Source organism: Vibrio profundi (assembly GCF_005281835.1).
GTDB lineage: Bacteria > Pseudomonadota > Gammaproteobacteria > Enterobacterales > Vibrionaceae > Vibrio > Vibrio profundi.
This window is the reverse complement of record NZ_RZIS01000007.1, coordinates 111,492-124,765: the sequence shown is the minus strand read 5'-3', so window position 1 is coordinate 124,765 and position 13,274 is coordinate 111,492. Positions and strand designations below refer to the sequence as shown.

The following is a 13,274-nucleotide window of genomic DNA, read 5'->3' as shown; positions in this document are numbered from 1 at the left end:
AGTATTACAGTTCGATACCTGGGCTAAATGTTGCTGGAAGTAGTGTTTCTCCACCTTCCATCGATGCCATTGGGTACGCACAGTAGTCCGCCGCATAGTAAGCACTTGGACGTAAGTTACCAGATGCCCCTGGACCGCCAAATGGTGCATCACCGCTTGCGCCCGTTAGTTGACGGTTACGGTTAACGATACCCGCACGAATATGATCAACGAAGTATTCCCATTCTGAATCATCTGTCGAAACTAAACCTGCAGACAAACCAAAGCGCGTATCATTAGCCAATTCAACGGCTTGCTCTAACGTTTCGTAACGCACGACTTGTAGTAGCGGGCCGAAGTACTCTTCGTCTGGAAGTTCAGCAATATTGGTAGCGTCGATGATGCCTGGCGTAACAAATGCCGCTTCGCCAGCTTTCGCTTCAACCAAGCTCACGCCACCTAAAGACTGCAAATTAGCTTGAGCATCAAGAATGAATTTCGCAGCTGCTTCAGAGATTTGAGGCCCCATGAAAGGTGCAGGCTCTGCGAAAGGTTGGTCGACACGAATCTTTTGCGTTGCCGAGATAAGCTTGCTTAGTAGCACATCGCCTTTTTCACCGACTGGTACGTACAAACGGCGCGCACAAGTACAACGTTGACCTGCACTGATGAATGCCGATTGAATAATGGTGTAAACCGTCGCATCGACATCACCGTATTGGTCAGTGATCACCATTGGGTTATTACCACCCATTTCTAGCGCCAGCATCTTGCCAGGTTGACCTGCAAATTGACGGTGCAGTACATGACCAGTATTCGCACTACCAGTGAATAGCACGCCATCAAGGCCTTTAGCATCGGCCAGTGCAATACCGGTTTCCTTCGCACCTTGTACAAGGTTAATCACGCCAGCAGGAAGACCCGCTTCTTGCCACAGCTTCATGGCGAATTCACCCGTCCATGGCGTTTGTTCAGACGGTTTGAATACCACCGTATTACCAGCAAGCAGTGCTGGCACGATATGACCATTTGGTAAATGGCCAGGGAAGTTATACGGCCCAAATACCCCCATCACGCCTAGAGGACGGTGACGAAGTACGATTTGATTACCTGCAGCCTCACGAGAAGCTTCACCAGTACGATCGTGGTAAGCACGGATCGAGATAGCAATCTTACCTGCCATTGCGCCCGCTTCAGTACGAGTTTCCCAAATTGGTTTACCCGTTTCTTTAGCAATAATTTGTGCAATTTCTTCGCTGTTTTCTTTCACTTTTTCAGCGAAAGCCAACACGATAGCTTCACGCTGTTCAAAGCTAAGTTTTTTCCAATCAACAAAAGCGTCGCGCGCGGCTTTCACTGCTGCGTTAACTTGCTCTGGAGTCGCGCTATCGCCTTTCCAAATCACTTCATTGTTGAAAGGGCTTACCGAAGCCATTGCTTCGCCTTGGCCAGCTACCCATTGCCCTGCTATCCACTGAGTCATACTACTTTCCTTAAATTCAATTTATCACAGAGATAAATGCGCTCTTACTGAGCTAACATGCGAACAAAGTCGCCTTCTTTCACTTCCAATGCGTTTGCCACTTCTGGTGACAAAATTACTTTCCCGCTAGCCTGGTCGTATGCACCTTTTGCTGCTGTCGCTCGGAAGTTTTCAAATGAGGTATTACCGATCAAAAAGTCTTGAGAGCTTGAATGCTCCGCTACCGTCACTTGCGCACGAATTGAGTGTCTTACTGATTCAATATTGCGTAGGTCACATTCCACTGTCGGCCCAGCATCAAAGATGTCTACATAACCACGGTTGGTAAAACCTTCACGCTCAAGCAGCTTCAATGCTGGACGTGTGTTGTCATGAACTTGGCCGATTACATCTTGTGCTTCTTGGCTCAATAGATTGATGTAAATTGGCAGCTTCGGCATTAAGTCCGCGATGAAGCCTTTCTTACCAATGCCCGTTAGGTAATCCGCTAACGTGAAATCAATCGAGAAGAAGTGCTCTTGTAGCCATTGCCAGAATGGAGAGTTACCTTCAGTATCAGAAACGCCGCGCATTTCAGCGAAGATGGTTTCAGAAAAACGCTCTGGGTGCTCTGCCATGATCAAAAAGCGACACTTAGACATTAAGCGACCGTTCAATCCACCACGAAAATCAGGGCGTAAAAACAAGGTGCAGATCTCGCTACAACCTGTGTAGTTATTACCAAATGTCAGTAGCTTCACGACGTTATTCACGCCAAGCTTTTGAGAAGAGTGGACAACTTTACTGATGTGGTAAGAATAAAATGGAACGTCCCAGCCAATCGATGCTTCTATGCCGGTCGTACCTGCTACCTCACCTGTTTCGCTGTCAAAGCCAACCATTAGGTAGCCTTCGTCACCCGGTTCAGTCACATTGGGTTTAGCGAAGCTATATTCAGAGTGGGTAATTCGATTGGTTAACAGTTCTTCGTTAACCGGAAGAGATGTGAATCCATGTCCTGATTCAACGGCACATGTGTGCAACGCATCGTAATCAGATAATTTTATAGGGCGAACAACTAGCATCAATACTCCCTCCAGATGCAAAACAGGCCCAAGACTAATAGCCGGGGGCCCTGTGGTTTACGCCATATCGACTCCTGATATGGCGTCACCTGTGACTAAACTAGAGAAGCAATCGCTTTATCCAGTTTAGCTAAACCTTCTTCTATTTCTTGTGGTGTGATAACCAGTGACGGTGTGAAACGTACAACGTTTGCGCCCGCAACTAATACCATCAAACCTTCTTTACCTGCTGCAACTAGTACGTCACGAGCACGGCCTTGCCATTCTTCGTTCAGCGCTGCACCAAGTAATAAACCTTTACCACGAACTTCACTGAAGATTTGGTACTTATCATTAATCTTAGTCAAACCTTCACGGAATAGCGCTTCACGCTCTTTAACGCCTGATAGCGTGTCTGGTTGGCTGACAACATCAACTACCGCTTCAGCGACTGCACACGCTAGTGGGTTACCACCGTACGTTGAACCATGAGTACCCACTTTCAGGTGTGGTGCTAGTTCGTTTGTCGTTAGCATAGCGCCGATAGGGAAACCGCCGCCTAAAGATTTTGCAGTGCTTAAAATGTCTGGCTTAATGCCTAGACCTTGGTAAGCGTAGAAATCACCAGTACGGCCATTACCCGTCTGAACTTCATCAAAGATCAATAGTGCATTATGCTTGTCACATAGTTCACGTACCGCTTTAACGAATTCAGGTGTTGGAGAAATAATCCCGCCCTCACCTTGCAGTGGCTCCATCATGATTGCACAAGTGCGATCAGAGATTTGAGCTTCTAGTGCAGCTACATCGTTGTAAGGTAGATGCGTTACATCACCAGGCTTAGGACCAAAACCATCAGAGTAAGCCGCTTGGCCACCTACTGTTACGGTAAAGAAAGTACGACCGTGGAAGCCTTGTTGGAATGCGATGATTTCTGACTTTTCTTCACCATGAACATCCGCTGCCCAGCGACGAGCTAACTTCAATGCTGCTTCATTCGCTTCTGCGCCTGAATTAGAGAAAAAGACTTTATCCGCGAAACTTACGTCCGTTAGCTTTTTAGCTAGACGAAGTGCTGGCTCGTTAGTCATCACATTACTTAGGTGCCATAACTTATTTGCTTGCTCTGTCACTGCGTTAACCATTGCAGGGTGACAGTGACCCAAACAGCTCACAGCAATACCACCAGCAAAGTCGATATATTCACGACCTTCTTGGTCCCATACTCGTGCGCCTTCCCCTTTTACAGGGATCATTTCCATTGGGTTATAACAAGGCACCATCACCTCGTTAAAAAGACTACGTTCTACTTTATTTTCCACTGTCATCGCACATTCCTTCTCGATACCGCATGCTTTGCAAATAAGCGTAATGATTCATAAGCGAGCCAAAAATATTTTGTTCCGCTTTTATCCTGCTGCAGCATTGTATTTACATTTAATTAACCATTTCAATAGTAGATTATTCTTTCACTCTGCAAATCAACTGAGCAAACATCACTACTTATGACTATTTATGCATCAAGTAATCTATTTTATGAAGCTTTTTTTTACTAATGGTATAGCAAACAGTAATTAAGCTTAGCGCGCACAGCAGAAGCGACCTATCCGCACTAAATACGGCGAATAAGTTTGCAAAGAAGGTAATTGTGAAAATGAATGAAAGAAATGTTATAAAAAGTGATCGCGGTCAGACAAGCTTAAACGCTTAACGCGCTAGAAAGTTAGCCAGTAACTGGTGTCCTTGCTCTGTTTTAATTGATTCAGGGTGGAATTGCACCGCATCAATTGGCAAAGTTTTATGTTGGTAGCCCATGATTTCATCCATAGAACCATCTGCAAACTCTGTCCACGCCGTCAGCTCAAAGCAATCAGGTAATGTTCCGTTTTTAACCACTAATGAGTGGTAGCGAGTCACCGTAAGTGGATTATTCAATTCTTGGAATACGCTTCTACCATTGTGGCGAATTGGCGACGTTTTACCATGCATAACTTGCCTAGCTCGCACGACTTCACCACCAAATACTTGAGCGATCGCTTGATGCCCTAAACACACCCCCATGATTGGCAACTTGCCAGAGAAGTGTTCAATTACCGCCAGGGAAATACCGGCATCATCCGGGGTACATGGCCCAGGCGAAATCACTAAGTGAGAAGGATTTAGCGCTTCAATGCCTGCAATATCAATTTCATCATTACGAACAACTTTCACAGTTGCCCCTAACTCGCAGAAGTACTGATACAAGTTATAGGTAAAAGAGTCGTAATTATCGATGATAAGTAACATGGGTCGAAATCGTTTGCTAAATACTAAGTGATTGGAGATATAGGGGCGGTATTGTGCAATACCCATAGGGAAAGGCAAGTGGAAACTGCAATTGGCTAAAAATTAAGGCCAACCTAAGTTGACCTTAATTGTTTACAGGTTACGGTCTGTTACTTACGGCGACGCCATGCTGCGATACCGAATAACGATGCCAATGCGCCTAAACCAAAAGAGCCACCCATTTGCAGTTCAAGTACAGCTGGGTCATGATCTGAAGAACGGAAATGATCTTGGTACTTAGGTAAATCGCCTTTGTACTCTTCGTTATAATCAAATAGGGTAGACTCACCACCATTGATGTGCCAATCCGTTGCATCAACAACCATGTCTTTCAAGCTGTCGCTGATCAGCAAGTGATCCAATGCACCAACTTCATCATTGTATGAATAGCTCCAGCTATTTGGATGTTTTTGAGCTACAGCATTCACGTAACCGTAATTTTTAGTGATCACAGCACCTTCATCGCCAAACTGTTCAACACCTGCAATAAACGTATTACGAGCCGCTTTGATTTCCTTACCGTACTTCTCAGCAGTGTAATCCGTAAGAACCAACATAGGATCTTCCATGCCATAAGAGTTCATATCACCCAAGATAACCTTATGACCCTTAATACCATCCAATGCCTCACCCAAAGCAACAGCAGCAGCGACACGGAAGTTCTCACAAGAACCTTGCTTATCCGCATCTATACCACCTTGCCCACCTTGCTCAACAGGTGCAGCATCTTCCCAACACTTTGAGCCTTTCGATTTAAAGTGGTTAATTGCAACGGTAATTTTTTCATTAGTACCTTTCACTTTAAAGGTCGGCGCCAATGAATCACGTTGATAGTTTTTACCATCCTCGATAACTTTACCATCATCATCCAACACTTCAGGAGCTTGTTGGCTTGGCATCGCGATCACTCGGCTTTCTTTCAATTTCACAACTTTATTACGGTAAATAACACCCGTTGTGATGACATCAGTACCAATGGAATCTAGTTCATCGGTCATACCATCTTCGTTTGAATCTACAGAGACAAATTCATAACGGTCTTTTTTAGCGTCAATACGGTCATTCAACTGGTTCACTAACTGTTGAATAGCTGAGCCGTCGCCAAAACCGTTATTTTCAATTTCCATTAATCCAATGATATCGGCATCTAAACGTAAGATAGCGTTAACAATTTTTTCTTGCTGGACTTCAAACTCAGTCAACGTATCTGCACCACGGCTATCACCATGTAAGTTTGCATCACCACCAAATGGAGAGTTGAAATAATTCAATACGTTAAATGTTGCAATACGCAAGTCACCTTCATCCATTTCTGGCTTCTCAGTACGAGGATCATTACGAACGAAATTCTCTGCTGAAAGCTGGTTAGTCGCAATCAAGCGGTACTCACCATAGCTATAAGTCAGTAACCCTTCTAATCCGACAATAGTGTCATCCACGCGGATGTAATCTTCCGTCGAACCATTTTGGTCTGCATCAGTACGGCCAAAGTCTGGGTAGAATGATACTTGACCATCTGCAGCAGACTGGTCAGATTCCACAAACAAACGGCGATCTGCATTTTGCTCAGTTTGAGCAATCGCATCTTCTGACCCCGCTGCAAACAATTGGTTTGGCTGCATGTTAATACGCTCATGTGCCAGTACCATGTTGTTTCTACGGCCAGCATAATCATAACCAAAAGTGCGTGTTACACGCATATCCAATGCTTCAGTTGTTTTTACGAGCATACCTTCATAACGTTCAAGCGTAGCTTTGAAGTTCTCGTCGCTTTCTAGGATCTCTATCTCTGTAGCTTGTGGCGCTTGTTGCTCACCTTGTTTAACCCACTGGCTATTTTCCGCTTTGAGTTGAGTATGATCATAGTACTCTTGAACTTTACCTTTCACACAAACTACGTCACCCGCTTTAAGCTCTGAGCTCGACTGGTTGGTATGAACAAATAATCCTTCAGATGTGCTCGAGTTAAAATCGTCTTCTAACGCTTGTAAATAGAACCCTTTTGTCAATCCAGTAGTGACCGCACTTACCACTCCTTTCACAAAGTATTCATCGTCAGTTATGTACGGGTAGCCATCAATATATGGTGATGTTGCGCCTTCACCTTGGATTTCCTGAATAGTAGTAAATACTGGCTCAGCACCGTCCTGTGAACATTCAAACGCTTCAGGTAGTTCCACAGAATCTAACGACCCAAGTCCATCAATACTGTCTTTTGGCAAAGATACCCATTGAGATGCATCAAAAGTCGCTGAAGGCGTTTGCACAGCTCTAACTAATGTCACATCCTTACCCCAATCTATATCTCCCATTAATCCAACCATATCGTGAACGCTGGAATCAGAGTTGAGTATTGCGAGTGGATCATCACCATTATGGTTAGCGATTGAAGCATTTAAGATATCTGCAACAGCTTTAATCTCATCACTCGCACTCGTGTGCGCAACGACAAGAACTTCACCGGGAGCCAAAACGTGTCCATCTAAAGGTAAAGTGGTGCCCCATGAATCGTTACCATTCGCCGACTTTGCTAATGAATAACCATCTAAGTTAATAGCACTATCGCCACTGTTCGCAATTTCGACCGCTTTATTGTAGCTACCGCCTTCTACATACTGCGAGATAAAAAGTTCCGCATTTGCACTTGTTGAAAGGAGGCTGCCAATTGCTACAGCCAGCAATGAGGGTTTATGAAAAAGATCCATGATTTCACCTGAGTTCGTTATGTATGTTCGCTACTTTCTATGAGTAAGCATGTAATTTGCGTTAACTATCAGGTTTATTTATGAAAGGAATAAGTCAGATGGCAAGAAAATGAGGAATCTATCACCTTAGAATAATCAAATGTTTGGCACGTTTTAGGTTTCCAACAAAAACTGAAATCACCCATTATTTATAAAATGATTTTATCAGTTAATTAGAGCTCACCCTCAAAAACAACTTCACTATTATGCTAACCACTTGCTTGGTAAATTTTCGATTTAAACAAGTACTTATTTCCAAACTCATAATTGATAAGCACAAAAAAGCCCAAAGTAAACAAAAGCTCACTTTGGGCTAGCATCTTAATGAAGCGTATTTAATTTATCCTACGGGCGAGTAACAAAACCTACTGCTTCGTATGCTTTTTTCAGTGTTACGGCTGCACGCTCCGATGCTTTTTCGGCGCCTGCTTTCATTACACTGTCCATGTAAGCGCGATCTTCACGAATACGACGGTATTCCGACTGAATTGGCTCTAACATAGCAACCACGGCTTCACCCACGTCTTTCTTGAAAGGGCCGTACATTTCAACGCCTTGGTATTGCGCTTCAATCTCTTCAAAAGATTTACCTGTTGCTGCCGAGTAAAGGCCCATTAGGTTAGAGATACCCGCTTTGTTTTCCCAATCATTGGCAATACGTGGTGGCGTTTCAGTATCTGTTTGCGCTTTGTTGATTTTCTTCAGAATCGACTTAGGCTCTTCTAGCAGAGTAATAACATTCTTACGGTTATCATCTGATTTAGACATCTTCTTCTTCGCATCTTGCAAGCTCATTACGCGAGCATTTACCGTTGGGATGTACGGCTCTGGAATCTGGAAGATTGGTTGTTCTGGTGTGCTGTAAACATTGTTAAAGCGAGTCGCAATGTCGCGAGCAAGCTCTAGGTGTTGCTTTTGGTCATTACCAACAGGAACTTGATGCGCACCATAAAGCAGAATGTCTGCAGCCATCAGTACTGGATAACCAAACAAACCGGCATTTACATCGTTCGCGTAACGTGCAGATTTATCTTTAAACTGAGTCATACGGCTCAGTTCACCCATTTGGGTATAACAGTTAAGAAGCCAACCAAGCTGAGCATGCTCTGGTACGTGTGACTGAACAAATAGCGTGCTCTTCTTTGGATCAACACCTACAGCTAGACAGATTGCTAATGCATCTAGAGTCGCTTCATGCAGCGCTTTCGGATCTTGACGAACCGTAATTGCGTGAAGGTCTACAACACAGTATTGGCAATCGTAGTCATCTTGCATCTGTTGCCATTGACGTAGAGCACCCAAGTAGTTACCGATACTTAGTTCACCAGATGGTTGAACACCACTCAATACGATGGGTTTGCTCATGCTTATGATTCCTTTGACTTCATAAAAATTTGATTAAAAAAACCGTGTCGATTTTATCAACACGGTTTAAGCAGTGTACTCATTGGCGAGTATATTACTAGAGGGTTTGGCTAAGTTTTCTGTGCTTTATGCTGAAACTAGGACAACTTCTAGCAATTGCGCAATGTCATCGGCAACATAGTCAGGATTAGATACAGAAATTAACTCACCATGGTTGTAACCATAAGTTAGACCAAATGAGTAACAGCCAGCATTTTTAGCCGCTTTAATATCGTTGCTTGAATCGCCGACCATTAGCATCTCATCAGCTTTAACGTTGTGTTTTTCAAGCAACCAATTTAACGCCATTGGATTAGGTTTTTTCTCTGGGAATGAATCACCACCAATCACGTCAACAAAGTATTTAGCAATACCATGCTGAGCCAAAACATCAGGTACAAACTTCGAAGGCTTGTTGGTTACGAGCGCCATTGTAAAACCGGCTTTATCAAGTTCTGCTAATGTTTCTTTTACCGATGGATATAAGTGGCTCAGCTTGTGACCGCCCTGTTCATAAAAATCATCAAACAGAATACGTGCTTTTTGCAACAATTCAGGTTCAAGGCTTGAGTCAACCGTAAGGCTACGACTCAGTGAACGGCCAATTAATACATCAGCGCCATTGCCTACATAGTCACGCACTTGCGCTTCAGTCACTGAAGGGAAGCCAAGTTCCTGACATGCTTGATCCGCAGCGACCGCCAAATCAGGCACACTGTCTAACAAGGTTCCATCCAAATCGAAGGCAATCAGTTTTATTGAGCTTAACGACATCTTTCTTCCTACTAAATTACGTATTAAAAAAGGGGCAATACGCCCCTTAAAATCAAATCTATCTGTAGTTCTACGATTATGCGTTTACTTTTGCAAGCTCTGCACGCATTTCGTCGATAACTTCTTTGTAGTTTGGTTGGTTAAAAATAGCTGAACCCGCCACAAACATATCTGCGCCAGCTTCCGCAATTTCACGAATGTTTTCTACTTTTACGCCGCCATCAATTTCCAAGCGGATATCACGACCAGACTCATCAATCATTTTGCGAACTGCACGTAGCTTATCTAGCGTATTTGGAATAAATGATTGGCCGCCAAAACCAGGGTTCACAGACATCAATAGAATCATATCGACTTTATCCATGATGTAGTCTAGGCAAGATAGTGGTGTTGCAGGGTTTAGCACCACGCCTGCTTTACAGCCGTGCTCTTTAATCAGTTGTAGAGTGCGATCGATGTGCTCAGATGCTTCCACGTGGAAAGTGATCATTGAAGCGCCCGCTTTCGCAAACTCAGGCACAATGTTGTCCACTGGCTTCACCATTAGGTGAACATCGATTGGCGCTGTAATACCGTAATCACGCAGAGCTTTACAAATAGGAGCACCAAAAGTCAGGTTTGGCACGTAATGGTTGTCCATAACATCGAAGTGCACAACATCGGCACCATCTGCCAATACTCTTTCGACGTCTTCACCAAGACGAGCAAAATCTGCAGACAAAATAGATGGGGCGATTAGAAAATCTTTCATACCTGACCTCTTAAGAGTGAGTAAATAGCGACAAAGCTCTCATCCACTGTATATAAAAAACACAATGAACTTATATGGGCGCAATTCTACCTAAGCCACCTCAGAGATCCTAGGGCTACGAAAGATAAGTTGAAGAAATGTTAGCTAAGCGTCGAAAGAGCTTAGTGGGAAATGGTAGATCAAAAGAAGTGAAAACGGGCTATCCATTTTGTGTGTCGTATCTGAATAAATGACACCAACTCCACTGCCCGATTTCCTTAGGATTGAGTATTTTTTTCCGAGTGGAATAAAGCCAGCAGTTCATCAACTTTATTGCGCCCTGCACCGTTACGGCTAATGGTGCGTTTCACTTTTACCACATTTAGATCTGCACCATGATACAAGCGACGCGTAAGCGTAGTATCGTGATTGGAAATCAGAACAGGGATATCACGCTCAGTTGCTGCTTTTTCAGCTACATCAGCTAGAGCAGCCTGATCGTCCAAGCTGAATCCATTACCAGCGTACGAAGTGAAATTGGCGGTATTCGATAAGGGCGCATACGGAGGGTCGCAATACACAACGCAACCTTTACGCGCGCGGCGGAAAGTTTCTACGTAGCCTTCACATACAAATGTCGCTTTCTGCGCTTTCTCAGCAAAGAATTCGAGCTCAGCTTCCGGGAAGTATGGCTTTTTGTACGAACCAAATGGAACGTTAAAGCCCCCCTTCTTGTTGTAACGACATAAACCGTTGAAACCGAAGCGGTTCATATACAAGAACGCCAAAGAACGGTACATCACGTTATCAGTCGCATTAAACTGCGCACGAATGTCTAGATAAGCTTCTTTACGATTATTTTCCGGGCAGAACCAACGTTTTGACTCTGAAATGTAAGTTTCCGGGTCAGTCTTCAACAAGTTATATAAGTTGATAAGATCAGGGTTGATATCAGCAAGTAGATATTGGTCATAGTCAGTATTGAGAAATACTGAACCTGCACCAACAAATGGTTCGACTAACTTACGAGCAGGTGGCAGGTGGCGTTGGATATCTTCAACGAGGCCATATTTACCACCAGCCCATTTTAGAAAGGCACGCTGCTTCTTCATTTACTGCTCTATCTATCAACCGAAAAATAAGGGTGCGGAATGTAACACATTTTTAAGCGAAGCTCAGCGTTATTTCGCACGATCTATCTCTCGATGAACTTGATTCAATGATTTTGCCCATGGACCTAAGTTTCTCAGCGCTGCTGGCAGGCTTTCTACAGCATCTCGCGCTACTTGGATCGTTGGATAATCTTGATATGTGATGATGAACCATTCCGTGCCGTTACGTAATGTAGGGTAGATACGAACATCATTTTCAACATTGTATTTTTCGATGAATGACTGCACATCTTCTAAGGAAGTCATCGCACCAAGTTGCAATGTATAGCCACGAGGTGACAAGGCTTTGAGCTCATCACGAGCGAAGGAGAACGTAATCTTCGTTGCCGGTTTTTCAGCGGTTTCCTGTTCAGTAAGAGTCGGTGCTAAGACGTCATCTTCAACAGCCGTTTCAACTGCGACACTTTCTTCTGCTTTTGGAATCTCTGAACTGGCTGCAATGGTCGTATTTTCTTCTACTGCCGCTTCAATAGTACTGGTGTCCACCGTTTGTGGCTTATCTTCCAGTAACGCATCAACCACATCTGAAGTGATCACTACGCGCTGTTGGTCTTGCTCGACGTTACCCACACTCGCCGTATCACCCACAACCGCAGGAGGAAGGGACGAAGAATCGTCATCAGCACCTTGGTAACTTGGATCCATCGTTTCTGCCATCACTGATGCATCATCGTTTTGATTCATCATGGAAGTAGTTTGAGCATCACTGACTGAAGGTTCAAAAGTCGGAATGGCTGTTTGTTCAATAGAGGTCGTCAACGCTTCCACTTTATCTTGTGGCGAAGGTTGACTCATCATCCACCAGTACCCGCCGCCAATGACAACCAGTAATAGTGCGACCAACAATGCAATTGTCGCTGGTGAACCAATAATTGAACGAATAATAATCCTTTTTTCCACTTTTAACTCTCCGAGAGCCATCAATTCACCAGGAATTGGGTTGGTTTTTTTGAATGCTGAACGTACTCGTTTTTCTGCATCATCATCGACGTAGCGAATCACTAATGATTCAAAGAATTGCAGTGCTTCAATTGAAGTGAGATCGTCGATTTCTAAGTCGACAGGCTTATGGTCTTGGCCATAGCTTAAGCGAGTCAATAAGGAATCTAGATTGCCCGACTCTGAAAAGAGCACCACGTTAATCGTCCACTGAGGATTCGTCTGCGCTTCAAGCACTAACATCCACAATTCAGAGACTAATACTTCGGTAAGTTGATGGGCACCATCAATAACAATAACGACATCACAAGCTTCACCATCGAGCAGCCGGTCTAGGCTATCGGATAATGAGTCTTGTTGATTGAATAGAGGGTCTGGAACAATTTGACTTAGAATCATTGAGCGACGCTGAAGGTCGTCTTGACTAGGGTGACACAAGAGTAAGCATTGATTCTTTTCAGGAACCCATGCTTCAAGATAGCGCTGAGCAAGCCATGATTTACCCGAGCCCGCTTTCCCGCCGACTGTGACTAAATTCGAACCAAAGTTCGTCAGGAGCTGCAAACGTTCTAGCAACTCTATCTGAGACTCTAACTCTAATACTCTTAACTCATGAGCCAAACTCATTCGACATCCCTACTGACGTGGCATCAGTACACTAAGTCGGCTACTCAGCTTTTG

The 13,274-nt window shown here is 44.1% G+C and carries 10 protein-coding genes; all 10 read right to left on the bottom strand.

All coding sequences use genetic code 11. The annotated features are described in order from the left end of the window. Positions 1-4: 4 nt before the first annotated feature. Positions 5-1,462 carry a succinylglutamate-semialdehyde dehydrogenase gene (astD, locus tag ELZ11_RS16855; protein ID WP_137358579.1) on the bottom strand — a complete coding sequence of 486 codons (1,458 nt, stop codon included), beginning with the start codon at positions 1,460-1,462 and terminating at the stop codon, positions 5-7. A gap of 44 nt (positions 1,463-1,506) precedes the next feature. After that, positions 1,507-2,526 carry an arginine N-succinyltransferase gene (gene astA, locus ELZ11_RS16850; RefSeq protein WP_137358578.1) on the bottom strand — a complete coding sequence of 340 codons (1,020 nt, stop codon included), beginning with the start codon at positions 2,524-2,526 and terminating at the stop codon, positions 1,507-1,509. Between the two features lie 95 nt (positions 2,527-2,621). Beyond that, on the bottom strand, positions 2,622-3,833 hold the full coding sequence (locus ELZ11_RS16845) for an aspartate aminotransferase family protein (RefSeq protein WP_137358577.1): 1,212 nt from the start codon (positions 3,831-3,833) through the stop codon (positions 2,622-2,624). Positions 3,834-4,212: 379 nt separating this feature from the next. Next, the gene (locus tag ELZ11_RS16840) at positions 4,213-4,791 is read right to left on the bottom strand and encodes an aminodeoxychorismate/anthranilate synthase component II (protein ID WP_137358576.1); all 579 of its coding nucleotides are present in this window, start codon (positions 4,789-4,791) and stop codon (positions 4,213-4,215) included. Between the two features lie 149 nt (positions 4,792-4,940). Further along, complete coding sequence (locus ELZ11_RS16835) at positions 4,941-7,535, bottom strand: ExeM/NucH family extracellular endonuclease (RefSeq protein WP_137358575.1); 2,595 nt, start codon at positions 7,533-7,535, stop codon at positions 4,941-4,943. Between the two features lie 384 nt (positions 7,536-7,919). Next, positions 7,920-8,939 carry a tryptophan--tRNA ligase gene (gene trpS, locus ELZ11_RS16830; RefSeq protein WP_137358574.1) on the bottom strand — a complete coding sequence of 340 codons (1,020 nt, stop codon included), beginning with the start codon at positions 8,937-8,939 and terminating at the stop codon, positions 7,920-7,922. Between the two features lie 126 nt (positions 8,940-9,065). Then, the gene (locus tag ELZ11_RS16825; RefSeq protein WP_137358573.1) at positions 9,066-9,752 is read right to left on the bottom strand and encodes a phosphoglycolate phosphatase; all 687 of its coding nucleotides are present in this window, start codon (positions 9,750-9,752) and stop codon (positions 9,066-9,068) included. 76 nt (positions 9,753-9,828) lie between these two features. Continuing rightward, complete coding sequence (gene rpe, locus ELZ11_RS16820) at positions 9,829-10,503, bottom strand: ribulose-phosphate 3-epimerase (RefSeq protein ID WP_137358572.1); 675 nt, start codon at positions 10,501-10,503, stop codon at positions 9,829-9,831. A gap of 257 nt (positions 10,504-10,760) precedes the next feature. Then, entirely contained in the window at positions 10,761-11,594 is an 834-nt protein-coding gene (locus tag ELZ11_RS16815; RefSeq protein WP_137358571.1) for a Dam family site-specific DNA-(adenine-N6)-methyltransferase, read from the bottom strand. 69 nt (positions 11,595-11,663) lie between these two features. Beyond that, entirely contained in the window at positions 11,664-13,220 is a 1,557-nt protein-coding gene (locus ELZ11_RS16810) for an AAA family ATPase (protein ID WP_137358570.1), read from the bottom strand. Positions 13,221-13,274: the final 54 nt, after the last annotated feature.

Bases quoted from the DNA above. Each gene is read 5' to 3' on its own strand.
- astD (WP_137358579.1), bottom strand. From the start codon at position 1,462: ATGACTCAGTGGATAGCAGGGCAATGGGTAGCTGGCCAAGGCGAAGCA.
- trpS (WP_137358574.1), bottom strand. From the start codon at position 8,939: ATGAGCAAACCCATCGTATTGAGTGGTGTTCAACCATCTGGTGAACTA.
- ELZ11_RS16845 (WP_137358577.1), bottom strand. From the start codon at position 3,833: ATGACAGTGGAAAATAAAGTAGAACGTAGTCTTTTTAACGAGGTGATG.
- astA (WP_137358578.1), bottom strand. From the start codon at position 2,526: ATGCTAGTTGTTCGCCCTATAAAATTATCTGATTACGATGCGTTGCAC.
- ELZ11_RS16810 (WP_137358570.1), bottom strand. From the start codon at position 13,220: ATGAGTTTGGCTCATGAGTTAAGAGTATTAGAGTTAGAGTCTCAGATA.
- ELZ11_RS16815 (WP_137358571.1), bottom strand. From the start codon at position 11,594: ATGAAGAAGCAGCGTGCCTTTCTAAAATGGGCTGGTGGTAAATATGGC.
- ELZ11_RS16825 (WP_137358573.1), bottom strand. From the start codon at position 9,752: ATGTCGTTAAGCTCAATAAAACTGATTGCCTTCGATTTGGATGGAACC.
- ELZ11_RS16835 (WP_137358575.1), bottom strand. From the start codon at position 7,535: ATGGATCTTTTTCATAAACCCTCATTGCTGGCTGTAGCAATTGGCAGC.
- ELZ11_RS16840 (WP_137358576.1), bottom strand. From the start codon at position 4,791: ATGTTACTTATCATCGATAATTACGACTCTTTTACCTATAACTTGTAT.
- rpe (WP_137358572.1), bottom strand. From the start codon at position 10,503: ATGAAAGATTTTCTAATCGCCCCATCTATTTTGTCTGCAGATTTTGCT.